This is a genomic window from Parasphingorhabdus sp. DH2-15, from assembly GCF_051668705.1.
GTDB lineage: Bacteria > Pseudomonadota > Alphaproteobacteria > Sphingomonadales > Sphingomonadaceae > Alterisphingorhabdus.
Genome location: NZ_CP196351.1, coordinates 1,715,877 through 1,739,436 on the forward strand (window position 1 = coordinate 1,715,877; position 23,560 = coordinate 1,739,436).

The following is a 23,560-nucleotide window of genomic DNA, read 5'->3' on the forward strand; positions in this document are numbered from 1 at the left end:
TCAATCCGCCGTCAATATCCAGTCTACAGCCGCGTCAGCATGAATTTTGGTGCTGTCATAGATAGGCAACACATTGGCTTGTGTATTTACCAGCATTTCCAATTCGGTGCTGCCCAACACAATAGCCTCAATATCTTCTTTTGCGATATCTGTCAGAAAGGTCTTCATCGTCCGCTGGCTGTCACGATTGACATTGCCCTGCATCAATTCATCATAAATAATACGGTCAATCTCTGTTACGCGTACCATATTGGGCGTCATCAGATTAACCCCGTGAGATACCAGACGGCGGCGATAAAAACTTTCAGTCATGACATTGCGTGTGCCGATAATCGCGGCTTTTCTTATATTGTCCTCTTGCATCTTCTGACCAACACAATCGGCAATATGGATAAGTGGGATAGAAATTTGAGACGCAATATCGTCAGCCACACGGTGCATGGAATTGGCGCAGATCAGCAATGCCGTGGCTCCAGCTTTTTCAAGCCTTTGCGCCGCATTGCCCAATTTATCGGCAGCCATTTCCCATTGCTCGGGCTTTTCAAGGCGCGAAAGATCGCAAAAGTTAAAACTCTCTATAATCAATGGCGCACTGCACATGCCGCCCGCGCGGCGCTGCACATCACGGTTGATATGGCGATAATAGGTGATGGTTGAGGCCCAGCTCATCCCACCTAACAAACCGACTTTCCGCATTAATCGAGTGCCTTAACGATAGACTCGACCATCTTCTTGGCATCCGACAACAGCATCATCGTCTGGTCCATATAGAACACATCATTATCAACGCCTGCATAGCCAACACCGCCCATTGAGCGTTTAATGAAAAATACCTGTTTGGCCTTATCAACGTCAAAAACCGGCATGCCGTAAATGGGTGATGATTTGTCTGTCTTAGCGGCAGGGTTCACAACATCATTCGCACCGATAATGAACGCCACATCGGCCTGTGCAAATTCGCTGTTAATGTCTTCAAGCTCAAACACTTCATCATAAGGCACATTGGCCTCTGCCAACAGCACGTTCATATGCCCGGGCATACGGCCAGCGACCGGGTGAATAGCGTATTTCACATCTACGCCTTCCGCTTTCAGCGCATCCGCCATTTCGCGCAAAACATGCTGTGCCTGTGCCACCGCCATGCCATAACCTGGAATGATAATAACCTTTTCAGCCTGTTTCAGCATGAACGCGGCATCATCTGCGCTACCTTGCTTATAAGGGCGCTGTTCGCGCACTTCGCCGCCGCCTGCTGCATCTTCTGCGCCAAAGCCACCGGCAATAACGCTAATGAAACTGCGGTTCATCGCCTTACACATAATGTAGGACAAGATTGCGCCGGACGAACCAACCAGAGCGCCGGTGATAATCATCGCCGTATTGCCCAGCGTAAAGCCCATCGCTGCCGCGGCCCAGCCAGAATAGCTGTTCAGCATTGACACCACGACCGGCATATCCGCGCCGCCAATTGGGATGATGAGCAGAAAACCGATAATGAAAGCCAAGACAGTGATCCAGATGATCAACTGCCCTTCGCCAGCACCGCCAGCCCCAGACACGGCATAGGCGCCGATCATAACCAATATCGCGCCCAGCACACCAAGGTTGATCAAATGCCGCGCGGGCAGCAATATCGGTGAACCGGACATATTGCCGTTCAATTTTAAGAAAGCGATAACCGAGCCGGAAAATGTGATGGCACCAATGGCGATACCAAGGCCCAGCTCAATACGGCTAGCGAGCAAAATTTGACCCGCATCGTCAACAATATTGAAGCCAATCGGATCGAGCCAAGCGGCCAGACCGACCAAAACAGCGGCCAGACCAACAAGCGAGTGAAAAGCCGCCACAAGTTGCGGCATATCCGTCATCGCAATGCGGCGCGCTGTTACAAAACCAATCGCTGCACCAATAGCGATAGCGATGCCGATTTCGGGCAAGCTGGCAATTTGATGCGTGATCAATGTTGTCACCACCGCGATCAACATACCCGCCATGCCATAACGGTTGCCCGCACGGCTGGTTTCAGGGTGCGATAGTCCGCGCAGTGCCAGAATGAAGAAAACGCCAGCTACAAGATAAGCCAGCGCAACCATAGGATTGACGGCTTCCCCGCCGCCAGCCGCCAAAGCAGGTGTGATAGGAAACGCCATAAGGGCGAACGGTAGAGAAGAAAGAACCCGCATCATTTCTTCTCTTTCTTTTTATACATGGCGAGCATCCGCTCCGTCACCGCAAAACCGCCGAAAATGTTAACCGCTGCCATCACCACAGCCGCAAGCCCCAGATATTTGGCAATAGGTGATGTGGCTTCTGCACTGGCGACAAGTGCACCGACGATAATCACAGAGGAGATCGCGTTGGTCACCGCCATAAGCGGCGTATGCAATGCGGGCGTTACCGACCAAACGACATAATAGCCAACAAAACAGGCCATCACGAAGATGGAGAGAATTGAAATAAAGTCCATTTCACAAATTCCTAAGTTTGGGCAAGGCGTGGATGCACCACGGCGCCATCTTTGGTCAGACGGATTGCATCGCCAATTTCTTCATCCAACACTGGCTTGCCCGTTTCTTTATCCCAAAAGGCGGAGAGGAAATTAAAGATATTGCGCGAAAACAGCGCGGAGCTATCTGCAGCCATGCTAGATGGCATATTGCGTGCACCAATAATTTTGACGCCGTGCTTTTCAACAACTTCGCCAGCAACCGCGCCTTCGACATTGCCGCCAGCTTCCGCCGCCAAGTCAACAATGACCGAGCCTGCGCGCATTGTGGCGAGCTGACTATCCGACACCAAAAGCGGTGCCGGACGCCCTGGAATTAGCGCGGTGGTGATGACAATATCCTGCTTGGCAATATGTGAGGAGACCAATTCAGCCTGCACGGCCTTTTGCTCACCAGTCAATTCGGCCGCATAACCGCCCTCGCCATCAGCCTCCAGACCTTCAGCAAAAACGGCTTTTGCGCCAAGACTCTCAATCTGTTCACGCGTTTCAGGCCGAACATCGGTCGCGCTGACCTGTGCGCCAAGACGCCGCGCCGTCGCAATCGCTTGCAATCCAGCAACGCCAACACCCATGACAAAGCAGCGTGCAGCCGAAACCGTGCCAGCCGCCGTCATCATCATCGGGAAGGCACGGCCATAATGGGCACCCGCTTCTAACACGGCCTTATAACCGGAAAGATTTGACTGTGATGACAATATATCCATCGACTGAGCGCGGGTGATGCGTGGCATGAATTCCATTGCCAAAGCCTCGACTCCCAAGGCTGCATAAGCATCAACGCGCTTACGATCTCCAACCGGATTAAGACCGGCCACGAGCCATGCGCCTTTTTGCACTGATTTCATCTTGGCTGGGTCAACCCCTTGAACACCGACAATAATATCAGCGGCCTTAACGCCTACAGCCTGTGTCACGATTTCAGCGCCAGCGGCGGCATAATCATCATCGGCAATATTGGCCGTCTCGCCCGCGCCCTTTTGAACCAAAAGCCTGGCTCCGAGACCAATGAACTTTTTTACCGTTTCAGGAGTTGCCGCAACCCGCCGCTCAAATTCTGCGGCCTCTTTGGCAATGAAAATTGTGCATGCTGATGTTGTGCTGTCACTCATATTGTCTAGCTAGCAATGACGAGTACGACGAGGACCGTTACTATCACAGAAACTATCGTTCCGCGCTTAAGCAGTTTGATAAATCCAGAATAGGTGCCATTGGCTGCGTCCATATTGGAATCATGCATATTAATATCCGAAGACATGGTGATCCTTTCGCAATAATTGCTATTTTTATTCAAAAGACTGTTAGCGCGTAGTGGTGCATTGCTCAAGCGCTGGCGCAACATAAATCCCGAAACTGTTTCCAAAGGCCAGAAGTGCGACAATAGAGCACCAACTCCCCTTCACCTCATATTTACCATTAAACGCTAATAATGTGCCGATACGGGACAATAGGCCAGTTATTTGACTGGTAAATCGAAGGCATAGGCTCATGGCCGAAGAAAAATTACGGCATTTGATGCTGATTGATGATGAACCGGCCCAGTGCCGCTTAATTTCTGCGCTTGCATCGAAAGCAGGCTGGCGCACGATCATGGCCCGCGATAGCGAGACAGCGATTGCCATGCTTGGAACGCAGCAAGGCATGTGTCTCGATGCCATCATCCTTGACCAATGGGTGCCTGGCGATGATTCGACCAAATTGATCGCCGAGTTAAAATCCCGCCGCCCGGCTTTGCCTATTCTTATGCTGACCACCAGCACATCGCCTTTACTGGCGGTCGAAGCCATGCGCGCAGGGGCAACCGATTATCTTATTAAGCCTCTGGCCCCTCATCGGCTGATTGCTGCGCTGAATGCAGCAACTGAGCGGCAAGACCGTGTTGATGAATTAAGGCCAATGACAGAGAAAATCAGCTCACCGCTGGATTTTGACGAAATGATTGGCAGCGCACCGCAATTTCGTGCCGCTCTGGCTGTTGCCGCAAAAGCTGCGCGTGGCCATGCTCCGGTATTGATTGAAGGTGAAAGCGGGGTCGGCAAGGAAATGATAGCGCGGGCCATCCATGCCTCATCACCGCGCGCAAAATCACCATTGCGTCTTGTCAATGCTGGCGGGATCAGTAGCGGGCACCTTGATTCCCAGCTATTCGGCCATGAACGTGACGCTTTTCCAGGTGCTTTTGATCGCCATATCGGGACCATTCAGCGGGCAGAAAATGCAACAATCCTGATTGATGAAGTGGACCATCTACCAGAAGAAACACAGGAAAAACTGCTGCGGGCTCTGCAAACCGGTTATATCCAACCAGTGGGGGCACCCAATGCCTTCCAATGTGATGTGCGCTATATCCTGGCCAGCAATGTGCCTTTGAAACAGTTGGTCGCAAATGGCAGTTTCTCAGCCGAATTGGCGCAATTTCTATCTTCCAATTTGATTGCCATTCCGCCACTTAGAGACCGTAAAGGCGATATACCCGCATTGGCACGCCATTTTCTGGCCCGTATCGCGGATCAACCAGGCATGCATGCATTGGGCATTACGCAAGATGCGATTGATCTGTTGTCGGCTTATGACTGGCCCGGCAATGTCCGCCAGTTGCAGACCACTCTCTTCCGCGCCGCCATTTTTGCTGATGGTGATGCGTTGACCACTAACGAACTGCCGCACCTTGCCAATTTGATGCGTGATACCGCCAAAACCTCGACCAACATCCATGAAGGCATTGGTGTAACGCTATATTCTGATGATGGGAATTTGCGCCCATTGGAAGAGATTGAAGCAGACGTTATTCGTCTCGCAATTGGTCATTATCGTGGCAAAATGACAGAAGTTGCACGCCGTCTGGGCATTGGTCGCTCAACATTATATCGCAAACTTAGCGAGCTAGGCATCGACAATGTTGCATAGCGGTTTCTGACAGTTTTTCGCCGCAATAAGCGGCGGCGGCCGGTCGGCCTTGCGAACCCGTTGGGGCTTTTTGTAAGTACGCCGCAATAAGCGGCGGCGGCCGGTCGGCCTTGCGAACCCGTTGGGGCTTTTTGTAATTTCGCCGCATTAAGCGGCGGCGGCCGGTCGGCCTTGCGAACCCGTTGGGGCTTTTTGTAAGTACGCCGCAATAAGCGGCGGCGGCCGGTCGGCCTTGCGAACCCGTTGGGTTCGATAGGTGTGAATAGTCAATTACACTGTTAGAAACTAGTGAGCGCAGCATCACGCAGACCGCGCCACACGCGCACCATCTGCACCGTTTCCGGCACATCATGTACCCGCAAAATATGGGCGCCACGCTCAATAGCATGCTGCGCCAATGCCAATGATCCCGCCAAGCGTTTATCAGCAGGCACTTCCCCTGCCAAAGCACCAATCATGCGTTTGCGACTTACACCGACCAATATGGGCTGCCCAAGTGCATGGAAAAGGGGCAAAGCATTCATCAGCGCCAGATTATCGGCAAGTGATTTGCCAAATCCAATACCCGGATCAACAATGATATTGGCGCGGTCAATGCCCGCCTCCACTGCCGCTTTGATGCGCGATTGCAGATAATCAAAAACATCATGCACAACATTGGCATAATTGCCATCCGCATGCAGATCGTCACCCTGTGAAGGCGTATGCATCAAAATCACTGGACAAGCCGAGCGCGCCGCTAATGGTAAGGATTCAGGATCATATCCCAAAGCTGAAACATCATTGATTATCCGTGCACCAACATCCAGAGCAGCTGACATCACTGCCGCTTTGCGAGTGTCGATAGATATCAAATTGCCGCCTTTTGCCAGCCGCTCAATAACAGGTTTAACCCGCTCTATTTCATCGCCTTCCCAAACAGCTTTCGCTCCAGGACGCGTTGACTCGCCGCCTATATCTATAACAGCAGCGCCAGCCTCCGCCATATCACATGCGGCCATGATTGCAGCCTCATTATCGGCAAATTGTCCGCCATCAGAAAAGCTATCCGGCGTCAGATTTACTATGCCCATTACTTGCGGCTGGTCAAAGCGCAAAACGCGGTCACCTAGCTGTTGCGGAGTGTGGCGTTTTTGCAGGTTTTGCCATTGTTCGGCAGCGACTGTCTGCAAATCATCCGGCAAAGTATCAATCGCGGCGTCCATGCCCTGTTTGGATACGACTATCCTCTGAACCGGCGCACCATCAACAATATGATCAACCCGGAATTGCGATGCCCAGGCCAGTGAACCTCCAAGGCATATAGCGTCGCCTTCCAATGCTTGGGGGCTATGTGCTACCGCAACCGGATATATGTAGATTTTGCTATCACCCATAAGGTCGGCCTACGCGATCAAGGCTCTGTCGCCAGAAGATATTTCTGCCGCAATGCATCAACCGGTTTCATACCCAGTTCCGGATCATCAAAATGCCAGAATGTCCAGCCATTACAGCTTGCTGCGTCTTGCAGCACAGCGCCCATTTTGTGGATTGAACCCTGATCATTATCCGTCACCAATGAGCCATCCGCCTGCACAACAGCCTTCCAGCGGCGTTTTTTGTCATGCAGGGCGGTGCCTGGTGCAATATATCCTGTCTCGACCAATGTGCCAAAGGCAACGCGCGGCTGAGAACGCGGCGATTGCATAGTTTTCAGCGCTGACTCGTCTAACGGAAGCGCTGCTTCAATCCGTTCTTCAGCGACTTCAATATAGCCTTCATCACGCTCACAGCCGATCCAATCACGGCCCAAACGTTTGGCGACCGCGCCAGTAGTTCCTGTGCCAAAAAACGGGTCTAGCACGACATCGCCCTTTTTGGTTGTAGCCAGCAACACGCGGTATATCAGCGCCTCAGGTTTTTGCGTTGGATGGGCCTTTTTGCCATCGCGTTTCAGACGTTCCTGACCACCGCAAATAGGGAACAACCAGTCAGAACGCATTTGCAATTCATCATTCAGTGTTTTCATCGCACGATAGTTGAAGGTATATTTGGCGTTTTCCTCACGCGACGCCCAGATCAGCGTCTCATGTGCATTGGTAAAACGTGTCCCGCGAAAATTGGGCATAGGGTTCGATTTACGCCACACCACATCATTCAACACCCAAAAGCCCAGATCCTGTATGGCGGCACCAACGCGGAATATATTGTGATAAGAACCAATGACCCACAAAGCGCCATCAGGTTTCAAAATACGCCGTGCTTCTTTTAGCCATGCGCGCGTGAATTTGTCATAAGCCGCAAAGGTGTCAAACTTGTCCCAGTCATCATCAACCGCATCGACCATAGAGCCTTCAGGCCGAAAAAGATCACCCCCAAGCTGTAAATTATAAGGCGGATCTGCAAACACCAGATCAACACTGGCATCGGGCAGTTTTTGCATGGAAGCAATACAATCGCCGCGCAAAATTTGATTGACTGGCAGGTCAGCATGGCTTGGCACATTACGGGCCGCGGCTTTGCGCGCGGCAGTTTTGGATTGCCCCTTTAGTGCCTGTGTCTTCGTAACGTCTATAACCGCCATATTTCGTCCTTCAATCGGCTTGCAAGCAATGGTTGTGAGTCTATAAACCGACATCGTCAACTGCGTTAACCTGCGCAAACGCTGGCACATGATGGTTAACAATCCGTTATCAGGCCGCATCGGAGAAGAACGAAATGAGTCCAAATCTTGATATGGAGTCTTTGCAGCACCAACAGACTCAATATCTGGTGGTGTGCCCAAAAAGACTCACAAGATAGAAAAATTGCGCCTGATTGGCATTTCAGCAAGTTTACAGCAGCAGCATTTGCGCGACAGGCGCGAAACTGCGTCGGTGATGATCTGTTGGCCCATATTCTTTCAGCGCCTTGATATGTGCCGCAGTGCCATAGCCTTTATTGCTGCCCCATGCATAATGGGGATGCTCCAAGGCCAGTTTACACATCATCCTATCGCGCAATTCCTTGGCCAATATTGATGCGGCCGAGATTTGCGGATGCAAAGCATCTCCGCCAACAATAGCTGTCGCAGCATACTCCCATTGCGGCAACTTATTACCGTCCACCAATATATGATCAAAAGGTGCGTTTAACGCTTTTACAGCGCGGTGCATTGCCAGCAAACTTGCCTGCAAAATATTGATACGATCAATATCTTCTACGCTGACAACCCCAATACCAAATTTTGCTTGGTTCCTAATCGCTATTTCCAGCTTGGCGCGCCTTTTTGCCGAGAGTTTTTTGCTATCGTTAAGGCCGGTAATATCATGGTTTTCTGGCAGTAATACAGCCGCCGCTACGACCGGGCCAGCCAAAGGCCCCCTGCCCGCCTCATCCACTCCAACTATTCTCATCAGTTTTTGCTGCATTGAATGGGCGCGCCTGTTATACTATTTTCGAACATGTGTGATGGTGCTATCATTATGCCTATGCATTGCAAATAGCAGCCCATTGCAAATAACCGCAAAGCTCATCATGAGAAGCAAACCCTGTCAGGAGATTTGTCTATGCACCGTCTTGCCGCCGCCGTTCCTCTCTCGCTTATCCTTTTGGCCTGTAATCCAGGACAAGGAGTAACAGCGCAAGGGGATGAGACAGATGCGCCATTAGCGGCCATAACGCCTGTCGATATCCAGCCTTTCACCATCAGCGAAGTCACGGAATTTGAAGAACCTTGGGCCATGACATTCATGCCCGATGGTGAGATGCTGGTGAGTGAGAAAGCGGGAAAGCTATTCATTACCAAACAAACCGGCGAAAAAACAGAAGTTAAAGGTGTTCCAAAGGTCGATTATGGCGGTCAGGGCGGCTTTGGTGATGTCATTTTGTCACCTGATTTTGCAACAGATTCTATGGTGTATCTCAGCTGGGTTGAAGCTGGCAAAGATGATACGCGCGGCGCTGTTGTTGGCCGTGCGAAGCTGATCTTAGGTGAAGACGGAGCAAAGGCTGCTCCTGAACTAACAGACCTGGAAATTATATGGACCCAATTCCCTAAAGTTACAGGGCGCGGCCATTTCTCCCATCGCCTCGCCTTTTCTCCTGATGGCAAACATCTTTTTATAAGCTCTGGTGAGCGGCAAAAATTTGATCCGTCACAGGATATGAAAGCCAATTTGGGCAAAATTGTTCGTCTTTACCCCGATGGTTCTGTACCCGAAGACAACCCTTTTTATGAACAGGGCGGCATAGCAGCACAGATATGGTCTTTGGGCCATCGCAACCTTCTGGGCCTCGCATTCGATGAGCAAGGCCGGTTATGGAACAGTGAAATGGGCCCGCTGCATGGTGACGAGCTCAATCTGGTCAAGCGTGGTGCCAATTATGGCTATCCCATTGTATCGAATGGCGACCATTATAGCGGTGAAGACATTCCCGACCATGATACACGCCCGGAATTTGCCGCTCCGGCAACCTATTGGGTGCCGACAATCGCACCATCAGGTCTGACATTTTATGATGGAGAGGCTTTTCCTGAATGGAAAAACAGCTTCTTTATTGGTGGTCTGGCTGGCGAGGCCATTGTGCGCGTGACCATTGATGGTGAGAGCGCTAAAGAAGCAGAGCGATACGAAATGGGCGCACGCATCCGTGAGATAGAGCAAGCTGCTGATGGCAGTTTATGGGTATTGCAAGACGGCGAAAAAGCAAAACTGCTGAAGCTATCGCCAACCGGCTAACCTTCATCCTGCTCTTTAATGGGCAGGATTACTCTTCTGGAGCAGCTTGACCTTCAGTCAAAGATGGCATCATTTCGCCGCCCAGCTGTTCCAGCAATTGCGCCGAAAATTCGCGCACACGGCCGGCATTAACGCCAAGATCGCTTTGTCCATAGCGTGAGACAGATCGTATATCGATCAAACTGCCGGCACCATCACTATCCGGTATAGCGCGAACGATAATATCATCCTTGAACTGTTGCAGCGCAACCGTATCTGTCGCTTCCAGCCTGCCATTAATGGGGTCGGCCATCGCAATTTCCCATTCATTTTCTCGCGCGATAACTTCGGCCCGTTGAATGGCCAATCCGACAGGCTGAAAAACATGCAAAGTACGCAGATCGGGATATAGTTCACCATGGATTGCACGCCAGCGTTCCAACGCATCCATCCCACGATATTTCGGATCCTCTTTGCCGGGTATATCTTTTAGATTATCGGCCCGTGCCTCAAGCGTCGCAAAGCGTGGCGGGTTGGTGAGATTGGTAGAAACATCGTGCAATGGGTTGGCCGTAGCCTTGGGGATTTGCAGACCAATATAGCCGACATAGCCAGCCGCAAGAATAAGCGCCGATATACTTACCCAAAATATCCGTGCCCCCTGTTTGCGATAATAAAATAATATCGCGATGGCGAACACTATGACGGCAAGCGCCAAAAAGAACGCTGTGACCAAGGCTTGTATGCCTGCCCCTTGCCCCCACCATCTTTCACCAGCGCCCACTGCGCCTATTACTGCGATTCCAATCACAGAAACGCCCAGAAAAAGCGCAAAGCGCGACAACCAGATCGACCAATGATGTTTCCGTTGCAAGCGCGCTTCATCCGAAGATGCTTGCCCATCAATATTGTCTGCCAAAGTTTTCCCCCCAATTCGGTATAGGTGTAATCATCTATCATGGTGAAATAATTGCGGCAAGATTTACTGCTCATCAGGTGATGAAAAGCATGATATGCTTGTTACAATGCAACAGCTCCTAGCTCTCGTTGACACTCTATAATCAGTGGCCATATGGAAGTGTAACGCGCGCAAGCAATGTCAGGGGAAATATGCCATCAAAGGAAATATACGATCTGGCTAGCCTTGATCCGTCCTCATTGATGGAGCTTATAGGCGACCAAAAGACCCCGCCAGTGCATCTTTGGAAGCCACAAAATAGTTCTGACAGCCATATGCGCATTGACCGAGAAGGACGATGGTTTCACCGCGGTGACCCTATTAAAAGACCTGCAATGGTCGCGTTATTCTCTTCCATTTTGCGCCGAGAAGAAGATGGCCGATATGCGCTTGTAACGCCTTATGAAAAGCAGTTCATCACCGTTGAAGATGCGCCGTTTATGGCGATAGACATGCAGTATAATGATGACATAACGCCGCCACAGCTGGCCTTTCAGCTCAATATTGGTGCATTGACCGTTGCTGATGCTGAGCATCGGGTTCGCGCCGTCCCTACAGGTGATGATGTGCAATTTTATGTGGTCGTAAGACCGGGCTTAGAGGCAAGGCTTAACCGCAGCACCCATTTGGCGCTTGTCAATCTCTTGCTCGATCAAGCAACACCGGGCGTCTTACCCTATGCTGATCAGGCACTTGCTTTGGACATTGCCGCTGAATGACCTGTGAAATGTCAGATAGTGGCCCTGCCCATATATTTGCTGATTCTGACTTTGTTCAGCATCTGGCCTCTGCATTGCAAAGTTCCACCAATGATCAAATCGCATCAGATTTGCGTGACGAGCGGCATTTCGGCACGCCAGAGCATGGATATCGCGATGCTGCTGTCTTAATACCCATCACTATCCGTCCGTCACCGGGCTTACTCCTAACCGTCCGCCCGGCAACAATGCGTGATCATGCCGGGCAAGTGGCCTTTCCAGGCGGCAAAATTGATGCCGATGATAAGGATGCCATTGCAGCAGCATTGCGCGAAGCCGAAGAGGAACTTGGTATCCCGCCCAAATACGTGACAATCATAGGCACAGGCGAGCAATATTTCACCGCTAGCGGCTTTGCCATCACACCGGTAGTCGGGCTAGTGCCTGCTGATATGCATATCACGCCAAATCCCGCAGAGGTCGCTGATTGGTTTGAAATCCCTTTCTCAACCGTCATTGCACCAGATTTGCTCACGCGCCGTACAACCAAATGGCAAGGCAAAGAGCGCGGCTATTATGATCTGGAATGGCAGGGTTATAGAATATGGGGTATTACCGCTGGCATCCTTGCCAATTTGGCGCGGCAATATCATGATGTAACCAAGTGACCGACAAAATGGAAACACACCCGCCTCGCTTAGCGCAGCCCTTTGCATGGCAAGAGCGCAATGATCTGATAGATTTTTGCAAATTGCTAGACGGCAATGCGGGGTCAGGCACCAATGCTCGTCTCGTAGGCGGAGTGGTGCGTGATGCCCTTTTGGGTGTACAAGCGGCCGATATTGATCTGGCCACAAAATTGCTGCCACAAAATGTTATGCGCATCGCTAAATCAGCAGGGCTAAGCGCCATTCCCACCGGTATTGCGCATGGCACAGTGACCGTAGTTCTGGCGCAGGGCACAGTCGAAGTGACGACCCTGAGACGCGATGTCAGTACAGATGGACGCCATGCAACCATCGTTTTTTCTGACGATTGGCAGGAAGATGCCGCAAGGCGTGATTTTACCTTTAACGCCTTTTATGCGGTGCCAGAAAATGGTGCACTATATGATTATTTTGACGGGCAAAATGACCTTGATGCGGGGATAGTGCGCTTTATCGGTGATGCGCGCGAGCGTATAAATGAAGATTATTTGCGTATCATGCGCTATTTTCGTTTCCATGCCCGCTATGGTCAGGGCCCATTAGATCAATCCACCCTTGCCCTTTGCGCCGAGCTGGCGCCCAGATTACAAGGATTGTCGAGAGAACGCATTGCTCAGGAGCTACTTCGCCTGATCATGATGCCGGAGCCCATATCGACAATGAAGGCCATGCAGGACGCTGGTATTTGGGAGTTTATCATCCCGGAAATCAATAAAGAGGGGATTGAACGGCTTGAGGAGACTCTGCAACGCGGACGCGCCGAAAATATTACAGTTATAGCTATGAGCCGCCTCGCCGCTTTGCTGGCGTCCGGAAAAGACGTTCCTGCAAAAGTCGCAGCGGCTTTGCGCCTATCGCGCAAACAACAGAAAACGCTCACGCTCTTATGCTCATCAGATGCACAGCAAGCCGATGATATTGTCAGTCTGGCCTATTTCCATGGGTCGGAAATGGCACTGCAAATTGCTCTTTTAAAAGGGAGTCAATCAGCACTGCATACAGCAAAACACTATCTTGCTGGTTGGATTAAACCGGTTTTCCCAATTGGTGGCCGCGATATTATCAATGCCGGTGTAGAGCCAGGACCGCAAATTTCCGCGCTCTTGCAAAAGGGGGAAAAACAATGGCTCAAGCAGAACTGCCCTGAAATAAATGATATTCCCGACTATATTGCCAAATTTATATCAAACGAAAATATCAGACAGTGATTGCTTTTGATGCTCTGGCTTGCTCCAAAAATGCAAATGCATCATCTGCACTTAAAGGCTTTGCATAATAATAGCCTTGCCCATTGGAACAACCCAAGGCCGCCAAAGTGTTAGAAAGCTCCTTGGTTTCAATACCTTCGGCGGTCGTCTCCATACCCAAAGCGCTGGCAAGCGATAAAACAGCCCGCACGATTGCAACTCTGTCTCTGTCCTGCAGCATGGGCGTTACGAAACTGCGATCAATCTTCAGAATATCAATGGGCAGTTTTTGCAAATATTCTAGGCTTGAATAACCAGTGCCGAAATCGTCCATTGCCAATTTTGTATCGAGAGACTTTAAGGCTTCCATCACATTTCTGGCTCGGTCAGGATCACTGACGATAACGCTCTCGGTCAGTTCCAATGTTAGCTGATCGCCGGATAAACCATTGGTCCGCACAGCCTCTTCCACAGCATAAGCCACATCGTCATGGACAAATTGCACTGCGGATAAATTAACCGAGATACGGCCACATAACTGGCTGCTTGATTGCTTATCCCATTTCTTTAAGGTCTTGGCAGCTTCATATAATGCCCAGCGACCCAAAGGCACAATCAATCCGCATTCTTCAGCAATCGGGATAAATTCAGCTGGCGAAATAGGTCCGCGGTCGGGATGATTCCAGCGAGCCAGAGCCTCAAAGCCAATAACTTGCTCTGTGCCCAAATCAACCAAAGGCTGAAATGCCAGTTCAAGCGCATCTTGATCAATTGCTGTTCTAAGATCACTTTCAAGCGTGAAACGGTTGCGCGAGAAATCGAGAACAGCCTTGCTATAATGTTCGATTTTACCAGTGGTTTTCGCCTGTTTTAGGGCGATTTGTGCATGGCGTATATTGTCCGACGGGTTAGCACAATCATGCTTGTCAATCGCGATACCCATAGCGGCAGAGACACTGACTTTCAGCGCACCCAATGCATAAGGATCGTCAAAAACAGACGAAATACGCGCAATTGTGGCATCCAGATCATCTGTTTTATTCTTCAATCTGACGAAAATGCCAAATTCATTACCGCCCATACGCCCTAGAACATCGCCATTACGAATGACATTGCTCAAACGGCTTGCCACAGTCAGGATAAGCTCATCACCAACAATGGATCCAGCGCATTCATTGACTTGGCGGAAGCGCGAAAGATCAATCGCAAAAATTGCGAACAATTCCGCGTCATCCCTTTCTCCGATTGCATTATCGCTCTGGTTTTCGTCTTTGATTTTGGCAACCAGATCGTCAACGGCCTCTTCAAAGCCTGTGCGATTATACAGACCAGTCAGGCTGTCTGATAGCATTTCGCGGTGCAGGTTACGCCGCACCTGCATTTCCGAAGTGCGATCAACAAAAGTGATGAGATATCGCCCTTGTGTGCCCGCACTATCAAAAGAGGCAATGCTGACATCAATTTGGCGTGGATTGACGCCGTCTTCTCGTCTCCACTCAAATGTATAAGGCGGTGATCCAGCAATATAATCACATGTTACCTGCCGAATTTTTGCGTCATCAATAATCAGATCGTGATTTTGGTTAGTGCTGTTCACATTTAGCTTCAGCACATCAAACATCGTATTAGAGGCTTTTAAGTCAAAATCACCTTGCGCGTTTTTCTCTACTATAATTGCAGCTACAGGCAAGGCGTCGACCAGAAAGCCTACGCCTAAAGCGACAATCTGATCATCTACAGCAAAATCGCTGGACTTCGGTCTTACGAGTGACATTTTGTAAAACTAGCAAAAACATGTAAAAAAAACGCTAATCAGTAAATGGATCGCACAATTGACTTTGGTAGCGCACTGAGACTTTTGATTAGTCCTCGAAACGGTTTGATCGCGGGAACCCATTGGGGGGCAATCGTCCGGCTGCGCCACGGGCAACCTTCCAAAGGCCAATGTCGGTTTCCGTTCTGCGCCGCCCAGTTTCCCCGCCCATTGTCCAACTCAATCCATCAGCGAAGCAAAATGCCGTTGCGTCTGATAATCCGCCATCGCGATAGCGCTGTAGCTGCACACCCTGCCCCCGCGCCATTTGCGGCAAATCGGCCAAAGCGAAGATAACCAGCTTACGATTATCGCCAATTGCTGCGATATGATCCGCATTATCAGACATTAACCGCGCAACCTTTAGTCGAGCATTGCCTTTGAGATTGACAATCTGCTTGCCCTTGCGCGTTTCGGACAGGACATCTTCGGTCGCCAGTTGAAAGCCCCGGCCATTATCAGCGACGACAAGGAATTTCTTACCTGCCACAAATGGCAAAGCGCCGATAATATTGGCATCATTATCGATATCCAGCATGGACCGCACCGGCTCACCAAAGCCGCGTGCGCCCGGCAACTTATCGACGCCGAGAGCATAAAAACGCCCGTTATCAGTTATCAAAACCAACCGATCCGTTGTTTGCGCATGTAAAGCGAAAGCCGGACCATCGCCTTCCTTAAACTTACTCAGATCATCACGCGATAAATCGGCATGGCCTTTCATCGCCTTAATCCATCCACGTGTCGAAAGGATAACCGTTGCCGGTTCCTTCTCGATCATCGCTTCCAGTGGGATTTCGCGCGCCGCGCCTGCCTCTTCCAAGGTTGTGCGGCGCTTGCCCAAAACAGTGTCTTCTGCATAGGCCTTGCGCAACTCTGTCAAATCGCGCTTCATACGGGTGCGTTGACGCGCTTGACTGTCGAGCAGTTTGAGCAAATCTTCACGCTCTTTTTCCAGAGCATCACGCTCGCGCTTTAGCTCCATCTCTTCAAGTTTGCGCAATGAGCGCAATCGCATATTGAGAATGGCCTCGGCCTGCCGATCGGTAAGCTCAAACTCAGCCATCATAATTGGCTTGGGTTCATCCTCATTGCGGATAATCTCAATAACCCGATCAAGGTTGAGAAAAGCGATGATATAACCGCCCAGCAGTTCGAGCCGCGCGTTAATATTGTCCAGACGGTGCTGTGTCTTACGTTGCAGAACGACAAATTGATGCGCAAGCCAATGCTGCAAAATCTCTTTTAGCCCCATTACGGATGGTGCACGAATAGCATCCAACACGTTCATATTGAGCGAAAAGCGCGATTCCAGATCGGTCATCCGGAAAAGACTGTCCATCAATATATCCGATTCCACTGTCCGGCTGCGCGGCTCCAGCACGATACGGATATTTTCATCGGATTCGTCACGAACATCGGCCAAAATAGGCAGTTTTTTATCAAGCACCAAGGTGGCTATCTGCTCGATCAACTTACCTTTTTGCACCTGATAAGGGATCTCTGTAATGACGATCTGCCACTGCCCGCGGCCAATGTCTTCCTTCTCCCATCGTGCCCTTAGGCGGAATGAACCACGCCCAGTGCGATAAGCCTCAGAAATGACATCGCGGCTATCTGGCAAAATACCGCCAGTGGCAAAGTCAGGTCCATGAAAAACCTCCATCAGGCTTTCATGGCTGACATTTTTGTCATCAATCACTAGCAATGCCGCGTCGATAATTTCAGCCACATTGTGCGAAGGAATAGATGTCGCCATGCCAACGGCGATGCCAGCGGCACCATTGGCCAGCAAATTGGGGAACAGCCCGGGCAAAACCTCTGGCTCTTCATCTTCGCCATTATAGGTTGGCAGAAAATTGACCGTACCCTCATTCAGGCCGTTCATCAGCTCAATAGCTGTCTCGGTCAGCCGCGCTTCGGTGTAACGATAGGCCGCAGCATTATCGCCATCAATATTGCCAAAATTGCCCTGCCCATCGACCAGCGGATAGCGCAGTGCAAAGTCCTGCGCCAAACGCACCATGGCATCATAAACTGCCTGATCGCCATGGGGGTGATATTTACCAACCACATCACCGACGACCCGCGCGCATTTTTTATACCCGCTTTTGGGGTCAAGCTTGAGGCCCCGCATCGCCCATAGCAGGCGGCGGTGCACGGGTTTTAACCCATCGCGAACATCCGGCAATGAGCGCGCGGTGATGGTTGATAAAGCATAGACCAGATAACGCTCTGATAAAGCATCATCAAAAGACGTTGGGAGAATATTGGGATTATCCTCTCCATCGTCATTGTCATCAATATCAATGATTTCATCACTCATGCCACAGTCGTTAGCAGCGCCGCTCTATCTTGGCGAGACAGCATAAGTGAAAACTGTGGATGCCTGATAAATAGGCTTAATCAAACCAATCAGAATTTATACCAACCCCATCACGCTCATTATCCCATATGATGGACATGATCCACCAGCGGCCGCTTTTACCAATGATGCCGTCATGCCAAAAGTGAATCATATTAATGCCTTGGAACAGCACTTCTTCGCTCTCCGGGCTGTCCTTTGCCAGATAGGATGAAAAGACATGGGCTATTTGGCCAAACACGCGCGTTTGCCGAGCGGTTTCAATCTCGTAAAAGCTGCGGCCAGCCAATAGCGGAATGGTGGCATCTCGGAATCCGTCAAAATCAAAACAATAGGCTATTGGCTTTCCATCCTCGATGCGCGTGCGCGTAATCAATGCAGAAGGATGGTAGATTGTTTTGTCTCGCTCCCAATCTTGCCCGCCTGCCGGACCGGAAATACACGCATAAAGCGTATGCAAAACACCATCTATTGTTGAAAAATCATCCATATGGGTGCTCCTTTTGGATATTCATTTTGCGACATCATCAGCGGAGCCAAAGCCGCTTTCACTATTCCATTGCAATTTGTCTATAATCTGCGCGCACGAATTGCACCATGGCTATTGATCGACTATAGGCCGAGCAATCGGCTGTCCCGCCAACTCGCGTGCAATCATGCAGCGCCAGTAGCCTATCAGAGAATATTATGACCCGTCGCCGCCAAATCTATGAAGGCAAAGCCAAGATATTATATGAAGGCCCAGAACCGGGCACGATTATTCAATATTTCAAAGATGATGCCACGGCATTTAATGCTGAGAAAAAGGGCACCATTAACGGCAAGGGTGTGATCAATAATCGGATCAGCGAATATGTATTCACCCGCCTGAGCCATATTGGCATTCCAACGCATTTTGTGCGCCGTTTAAACATGCGCGAGCAATTGGTGCGTCAGGTTGAAATCGTTCCGGTTGAGGTCATTGTTCGCAATGTGGCCGCTGGTTCAATCTGCAAAAGGCTCGGTCTAGAAGAAGGCCAGCCCCTGCCCCATACGCTGATCGAATATTGCTATAAGGATGACGCGCTGGGCGACCCTCTTATAGCCGAAGAACATATCTCCTGCTTTGGCTGGGCAACACAGGAAGAAATGCAGGATATTTCATCCATGGCTATCCGCATCAACGATTTTATGTGCGGACTGTTTTCCGGCATCGGCATCAGGCTTATTGATTTCAAACTGGAATTTGGGCGTTTGTTTGATGGCGATTTTTCGCGGATCATATTGGCCGATGAGATCAGCCCAGATGGTTGCCGGTTATGGGATATGGAAACCAATGAAAAACTGGATAAGGACCGCTTTCGCCGCGATTTAGGCGGAGAGGTTGAGGCCTATCAAGAGGTCGCTCGCCGCTTAGGTCTGGTTCAGGATCAAAGTGCTAATGAAGTGCTCGATCTTGACAGCCATCGCAAAAAACGAGAGCCCAAATGATTGTTACGAAAGCGTTTTTGTAACAGCACGCCTTAAGGTAACGAATAAGCATATATGACATTTTTAAAAAAATTGCGGCCGCGATCACCACTATATTTGATGGCTGCCTTATCTGCGCTTACCTTACCGTTATTGGCACTACCATTTGCTGCTCTGGCGCAGCAAGGTGCCGACAAGACAAACAAAACTGAGAAACCCGTTACCTATACGCCCAAGGCTGAGGCTGCCAAAGCTTGGGGGTTTGACCGGAGCGATTTGCAGCCGGATACACGCACATTATTTGGCGTTTTGCCCAATGGTATGCGTTATGCCATCCGACATAATGAAACGCCGCAAGAAACTGTCGCCATGCGCTTTGTCATCTCGGTTGGCTCTTTGGCGGAGAGTGATAAACAGCGTGGACTGGCGCACTTTCTGGAACATATGGCATTTAATGGCTCTACCAATGTGCCCGAAGGTGAAATGGTCAAAATATTGGAACGCTCAGGTCTGGCCTTTGGCGCCGACACCAATGCTTTCACCAATTTTGAGACTACCGGATATACGCTCGATCTGCCTAATAATAAGTCTGAACTCATAGACACGGCATTCTTTTTGCTGCGCGAGACAGCAAGCGAAATCACCCTGGCACAGGATGCCGTTGATCGCGAACGCGGTGTCATTCTTTCCGAAATGCGAACGCGCGATGATTTCGGCCTGCAAAACTTTATTGAGCAGACCAAATTCCTGCTGCCCGATACAAATATAGCCGATCGCCTGCCCATCGGCACAAAAGCTGTTTTGGACACCGCAAGTGCGCAGGATTTACGCGACTTTTATGAAGCGCATTACACCCCTGATCGGGCCACAATGGTTATTGTGGGTGATATTGATGTTGCCGAAATAGAGGCCAAAATCAAAGCGACATTCGGTGATTGGACAGGTTCCAACGCAGGCGAAACTGATGTGGAAGTGGACAATGGCAGCGTTGACTTCGAACGCGGCGGAGAGGACTCGATATTTATCAATCCTGCGATTGGGGAAAGTGCATCCTTTGTCGCATTCCGACCCTATCAAGATGTGCCCGACACGCAGCTTAACCGGCGTAAAGGGTTTTTGCGCAATGTCGGTTATCGTATCATTGGCCGCAGAATTGGCCGCTTGTTGCGTACTGGTGACGCTCCATTTTTGGGCGCAAATATTGGCAGCGATGATGTTTTTGAGCTTGCTCGCCAAACCAGTCTGACCATCTCCACCCGCGATGGCGAACTGGATAAAGGCATAGCGGCGGCGCAAAACGTCATCCGCACCGCTTTAGAATATGGTTTTACCCAGGCAGAACTGGACGAACAAATAGCCAATTACCGCACAGGCTTTACCAATGCGGTCAAATCTGCGGAAACACGCTCTAATAACCGCTTGGCTGGGTTGATCGTTTCTGCTGCATTGAACGATACATTGGTAACCTCTCCGCAAGAACGGCTAGAGCGATTTCAAGTGATCGCCAGCAATATTACGCCTGACGCGGTTTTGGCTGCGGTGAAAGAGGATCTGGCCGACCTTTCAAACCCACTCATTCACATCACTGCCAAAGAACAACCTGCAAAGGGTATTGCGTCAATACGGCAAAGTTTTGCTGCCGCTATGCAGGCACCACTTACAGCGCCGGAGACGAAAGAAACCAAGGCTTTTGCCTATGAAGATTTTGGACCGGCTGGCGAAGTTGTAAAAGACGAGCGTATTGCTGATCTTGATATACGTACATTGACCTTTGCTAATAATGTGCGGCTGAATATCAAGAAAACCGACTTTGAGGATGACCGAGTCAGGATTTCCTTACGCGTTGATGGCGGCAATATTCTCAATACCCGCGATGAACCAAATCTAACCACATTGATGGAGGTTTTTGCCAGTGGCGGCTTAGCAGAGCATTCGGTTGACGAACTGCTGAGCATATTGGCTGGCCGCTCTGTATCTTTAAGTTTTGATGCTGGTACAGAGTATTTTGGCGGATATTTTACAACAACCCAGCAGGATAGCCTATTGCAGTTGCAGCTCCTGGCGGCCTATCTTACAGACCCTGGTTATCGCCAAGAAGCACTGAACCGCTACCGCCAGAGCTTTGACAATTATTTCGCTCAGTTAAAAGCAACTCCCGACTCTGCTTTTGGCAGCGAGATTGGGGCCATCTTGTCAGACAATGACCCGCGTTTCTCCATATCGACCAAAGAAGAGCTTGAAGCGCTTGAATTTGATGCCCTACAGGCCGCAATCTCACCAAGTTTTGCGCATGGCAGTATAGAAATTGGCGTGGTTGGTTCAATCGATGAAGCCGAGATCATCGCACAAATTGCGCGCACATTCGGAGCTTTACCGACCCGAAATGCAGAACGTCAGGATATAAGCAAGCTGGTTGACCGGGAATTTACTGCGCAAAGAGGTCGGCATTTTGTCTATCATGAAGGGGAACCGGAACAGGCAATATTGCGGTTTTACTGGCCAACGACAGACAATGACGATTTTCGTGAAACAGTTGCTTTACGACTCTTATCGCAAATCATTCAATTGCGACTGACCGAAGTGATACGCGAGGAGCTGGGCGCAAGCTATTCACCATCTGCAAGCAGCTTTGTTTCTGCAACCTACCCTGATTATGGGTACTTCACCATTGGCAGCAATGTCGATTATGGCGACCGTGAAAAAGTCGCGGAAGCCATATCGCGCATTGTTAATAGCTTTCCAGAAAAGCCGATTACGCAAGATGAGCTACTACGCGCACGCAAACCACTGTTGGAACGCGTAAAACTGCGCGAAACCAATAATGGTGGATGGTTGTCCATAGTTGATGAAGCACAGACCGATCAACGAGCACTCAAGCGTTACCGCGAGCTGGAAAGTGTTTTAGAGAATAGTCAGAGCAAGGAGATTATGGCACTGGCTGTAAAATATCTTGGTCAGGAACCTCTCATCGTCGAGGTGATACATTCCAGCTATCAAGAAGCTATGACTAAAGAGAGTAGCTAGTCCCTTATTGGCCCATTATCCGCGCGCACGATACGCCGCGATAATGCCGAATAAAAATGACATGAACAAAGCCAGTTGGACCTGTCCATCAGGGTCACGCCAACCCATCAATTCGCCACCAAATGCGAAAAGAGCGATAAACATAATTACTGCCAACCCTGCCATAACCCACCTGCTATCATAGAATAATGTTCAGATTTTTTTTTGGTTTCTTTCAGCTATGCCAGAAAGGTTAAAATAGCGCTAAGCCAGTGGAAATCAGCGCAGAAGTGCTTGCCGACAGAATAGATAATCGCTAGCGAAAAATGAAATGTAATTGATCTATAAGGCAGCATCATGAAGGTTAGAATCTATATAAGCCTAAAACATGGTGTCCTTGATCCTCAAGGCAAAGCGACACATAATGCGCTGTCCAATATGGGGTTTGATGGTGTTAATGACGTTCGCTGCGGACGCGTGATCGATCTGGATGTATCAGAGACGTTATCTGATGAAGAGATCGGAAAAATGTGCGAGCAGTTGTTGGCCAATACTGTGATCGAGGATTATTCCATTGTCAGAATGGAGAATGGCTAATGGGTTTGGCCGTTGTCCGCTTTCCTGGTTCAAATTGCGACCGTGATATGGTCGTGGCGTTGGAAAGCCTAACTGGCACAAGGCCGGACATCATCTGGCATGATGAGACCCAATTTGCTGACAGTATCGATTTTATAGCCCTGCCTGGCGGGTTTTCTTATGGTGATTATTTGCGGTGCGGCGCAATGGCTGCGCGTTCTGCAATTATGCCAGAATTGCTCCGCTTGGCCAAAAAAGGCGTGCCCATATTGGGTGTCTGCAACGGCTTCCAAATATTAACAGAAGCACGTCTGTTGCCCGGTGCACTTATGCGTAACGCCAATCTGGACTTTGTATGTCGTGACGTAACTTTGCGGGTAGATGCCAATAGCAGTGATCTGCTAAAAAACCTCGATGATACAGCAGATTATATTATTCCGGTCGCACATCATGACGGCAATTATTTTGCCGATTCAGACACCTTGGATCGACTGGAAAATGATTCTCGTGTCGCATTTCGGTATAAAGACAACCCCAATGGTTCTGTGCGGAACATTGCCGGTGTTGTTAGCGAAAATCGCAAGATTATTGGTATGATGCCGCACCCTGAACGTGCGGTTGATCCATTATGTGGCAGCAGTCATGGACGTTTGATAATGGAATCAATTCTGGAAAGTTTAAGCGTCGCAGCCTGAAACAACAGGCTATT

The 23,560-nt window shown here is 49.9% G+C and carries 22 protein-coding genes; 9 read left to right on the forward strand and 13 right to left on the reverse strand.

Annotation, left to right across the window (positions count from 1 at the left end; translation table 11 throughout):
- Genes ACR9YC_RS07945 through ACR9YC_RS07965 form a run of 5 tightly spaced genes read right to left on the reverse strand, consistent with a single transcriptional unit; the run spans window position 1 to window position 3,749 of the window.
- The gene (locus ACR9YC_RS07945) at window positions 1-696 is read right to left on the reverse strand and encodes an aspartate/glutamate racemase family protein (RefSeq protein WP_438726071.1); all 696 of its coding nucleotides are present in this window, start codon (window positions 694-696) and stop codon (window positions 1-3) included.
- Window positions 696-2,153, reverse strand: coding sequence for an NAD(P)(+) transhydrogenase (Re/Si-specific) subunit beta (locus tag ACR9YC_RS07950; protein ID WP_438731698.1), 1,458 nt, complete (start codon window positions 2,151-2,153; stop codon window positions 696-698). The genes ACR9YC_RS07945 and ACR9YC_RS07950 overlap by 1 nt, the downstream gene beginning before the upstream one ends.
- Before the next feature lie 32 nt (window positions 2,154-2,185).
- Window positions 2,186-2,470, reverse strand: coding sequence for an NAD(P) transhydrogenase subunit alpha (locus ACR9YC_RS07955; protein ID WP_438726073.1), 285 nt, complete (start codon window positions 2,468-2,470; stop codon window positions 2,186-2,188).
- A gap of 11 nt (window positions 2,471-2,481) precedes the next feature.
- Window positions 2,482-3,621 carry an NAD(P) transhydrogenase subunit alpha gene (locus ACR9YC_RS07960; protein ID WP_438726076.1) on the reverse strand — a complete coding sequence of 380 codons (1,140 nt, stop codon included), beginning with the start codon at window positions 3,619-3,621 and terminating at the stop codon, window positions 2,482-2,484.
- A 5-nt stretch (window positions 3,622-3,626) separates the two neighbouring features.
- Window positions 3,627-3,749: an aa3-type cytochrome c oxidase subunit IV gene (locus tag ACR9YC_RS07965; RefSeq protein ID WP_438726078.1), complete on the reverse strand. Its 123-nt coding sequence runs from the start codon at window positions 3,747-3,749 to the stop codon at window positions 3,627-3,629.
- A 248-nt stretch (window positions 3,750-3,997) separates the two neighbouring features.
- On the opposite strand from ACR9YC_RS07965, the gene ACR9YC_RS07970 reads away from it, so the two are divergent.
- Window positions 3,998-5,416 (forward strand): sigma-54-dependent transcriptional regulator, encoded by a 1,419-nt coding sequence (locus ACR9YC_RS07970; RefSeq protein WP_438726080.1) that lies wholly within the window; start codon window positions 3,998-4,000, stop codon window positions 5,414-5,416.
- Between the two features lie 278 nt (window positions 5,417-5,694).
- Here the strand turns inward: ACR9YC_RS07970 and folP are convergent, their stop codons facing one another.
- From folP to ACR9YC_RS07985, 3 genes are all read right to left on the reverse strand, one after another.
- Window positions 5,695-6,792, reverse strand: a complete 1,098-nt coding sequence (gene folP, locus ACR9YC_RS07975) for a dihydropteroate synthase (RefSeq protein ID WP_438726083.1) — start codon at window positions 6,790-6,792, stop codon at window positions 5,695-5,697.
- A gap of 17 nt (window positions 6,793-6,809) precedes the next feature.
- The gene (locus ACR9YC_RS07980) at window positions 6,810-7,979 is read right to left on the reverse strand and encodes a site-specific DNA-methyltransferase (protein ID WP_438726085.1); all 1,170 of its coding nucleotides are present in this window, start codon (window positions 7,977-7,979) and stop codon (window positions 6,810-6,812) included.
- Window positions 7,980-8,229: 250 nt separating this feature from the next.
- Window positions 8,230-8,790, reverse strand: a complete 561-nt coding sequence (locus ACR9YC_RS07985) for a ribonuclease HII (RefSeq protein ID WP_438726087.1) — start codon at window positions 8,788-8,790, stop codon at window positions 8,230-8,232.
- A gap of 153 nt (window positions 8,791-8,943) precedes the next feature.
- On the opposite strand from ACR9YC_RS07985, the gene ACR9YC_RS07990 reads away from it, so the two are divergent.
- Window positions 8,944-10,116, forward strand: a complete 1,173-nt coding sequence (locus ACR9YC_RS07990) for a PQQ-dependent sugar dehydrogenase (RefSeq protein WP_438726090.1) — start codon at window positions 8,944-8,946, stop codon at window positions 10,114-10,116.
- 28 nt (window positions 10,117-10,144) lie between these two features.
- Here ACR9YC_RS07990 and ACR9YC_RS07995 read toward each other — a convergent pair whose 3' ends face one another.
- On the reverse strand, window positions 10,145-11,014 hold the full coding sequence (locus ACR9YC_RS07995) for a DUF1499 domain-containing protein (protein WP_438726092.1): 870 nt from the start codon (window positions 11,012-11,014) through the stop codon (window positions 10,145-10,147).
- 191 nt (window positions 11,015-11,205) lie between these two features.
- On the opposite strand from ACR9YC_RS07995, the gene ACR9YC_RS08000 reads away from it, so the two are divergent.
- From ACR9YC_RS08000 to ACR9YC_RS08010, 3 genes are read left to right on the forward strand one after another with little or no spacing between them, the layout of a single operon-like run.
- Window positions 11,206-11,772 carry a DUF1285 domain-containing protein gene (locus tag ACR9YC_RS08000; protein ID WP_438726095.1) on the forward strand — a complete coding sequence of 189 codons (567 nt, stop codon included), beginning with the start codon at window positions 11,206-11,208 and terminating at the stop codon, window positions 11,770-11,772.
- 8 nt (window positions 11,773-11,780) lie between these two features.
- Window positions 11,781-12,419 carry a CoA pyrophosphatase gene (locus ACR9YC_RS08005; RefSeq protein ID WP_438726098.1) on the forward strand — a complete coding sequence of 213 codons (639 nt, stop codon included), beginning with the start codon at window positions 11,781-11,783 and terminating at the stop codon, window positions 12,417-12,419.
- Window positions 12,416-13,666, forward strand: coding sequence for a CCA tRNA nucleotidyltransferase (locus tag ACR9YC_RS08010; protein WP_438726100.1), 1,251 nt, complete (start codon window positions 12,416-12,418; stop codon window positions 13,664-13,666). Before ACR9YC_RS08005 ends, ACR9YC_RS08010 begins: the two co-directional genes overlap by 4 nt.
- On the opposite strand, the gene ACR9YC_RS08015 is transcribed toward ACR9YC_RS08010, so the two are convergent.
- From ACR9YC_RS08015 to ACR9YC_RS08025, 3 genes are all read right to left on the reverse strand, one after another.
- On the reverse strand, window positions 13,656-15,419 hold the full coding sequence (locus ACR9YC_RS08015; protein ID WP_438726103.1) for a putative bifunctional diguanylate cyclase/phosphodiesterase: 1,764 nt from the start codon (window positions 15,417-15,419) through the stop codon (window positions 13,656-13,658). The two genes, ACR9YC_RS08010 and ACR9YC_RS08015, sit on opposite strands and share 11 nt — an antisense overlap.
- Window positions 15,420-15,507: 88 nt before the next feature.
- Complete coding sequence (gene parC, locus ACR9YC_RS08020) at window positions 15,508-17,784, reverse strand: DNA topoisomerase IV subunit A (protein WP_438726105.1); 2,277 nt, start codon at window positions 17,782-17,784, stop codon at window positions 15,508-15,510.
- A 76-nt stretch (window positions 17,785-17,860) separates the two neighbouring features.
- A complete protein-coding gene (locus ACR9YC_RS08025) occupies window positions 17,861-18,313 on the reverse strand; it encodes a hypothetical protein (RefSeq protein WP_438726107.1) in 453 nt (150 codons plus the stop codon).
- A 197-nt stretch (window positions 18,314-18,510) separates the two neighbouring features.
- On the opposite strand from ACR9YC_RS08025, the gene purC reads away from it, so the two are divergent.
- A complete protein-coding gene (purC, locus tag ACR9YC_RS08030) occupies window positions 18,511-19,293 on the forward strand; it encodes a phosphoribosylaminoimidazolesuccinocarboxamide synthase (protein WP_438726109.1) in 783 nt (260 codons plus the stop codon).
- A 54-nt stretch (window positions 19,294-19,347) separates the two neighbouring features.
- Window positions 19,348-22,296: a M16 family metallopeptidase gene (locus ACR9YC_RS08035; RefSeq protein WP_438726112.1), complete on the forward strand. Its 2,949-nt coding sequence runs from the start codon at window positions 19,348-19,350 to the stop codon at window positions 22,294-22,296.
- 15 nt (window positions 22,297-22,311) lie between these two features.
- Here ACR9YC_RS08035 and ACR9YC_RS08040 read toward each other — a convergent pair whose 3' ends face one another.
- Window positions 22,312-22,440: a hypothetical protein gene (locus tag ACR9YC_RS08040; protein ID WP_438726115.1), complete on the reverse strand. Its 129-nt coding sequence runs from the start codon at window positions 22,438-22,440 to the stop codon at window positions 22,312-22,314.
- A 192-nt stretch (window positions 22,441-22,632) separates the two neighbouring features.
- Between ACR9YC_RS08040 and purS the strand changes: the two genes are divergently transcribed.
- Both purS and purQ read left to right on the forward strand, forming a co-directional pair.
- Window positions 22,633-22,872, forward strand: a complete 240-nt coding sequence (purS, locus tag ACR9YC_RS08045) for a phosphoribosylformylglycinamidine synthase subunit PurS (RefSeq protein ID WP_438726117.1) — start codon at window positions 22,633-22,635, stop codon at window positions 22,870-22,872.
- Window positions 22,872-23,546: a phosphoribosylformylglycinamidine synthase subunit PurQ gene (purQ, locus tag ACR9YC_RS08050; RefSeq protein WP_438726119.1), complete on the forward strand. Its 675-nt coding sequence runs from the start codon at window positions 22,872-22,874 to the stop codon at window positions 23,544-23,546. Before purS ends, purQ begins: the two co-directional genes overlap by 1 nt.
- The last annotated feature ends 14 nt before the right edge of the window (window positions 23,547-23,560 follow it).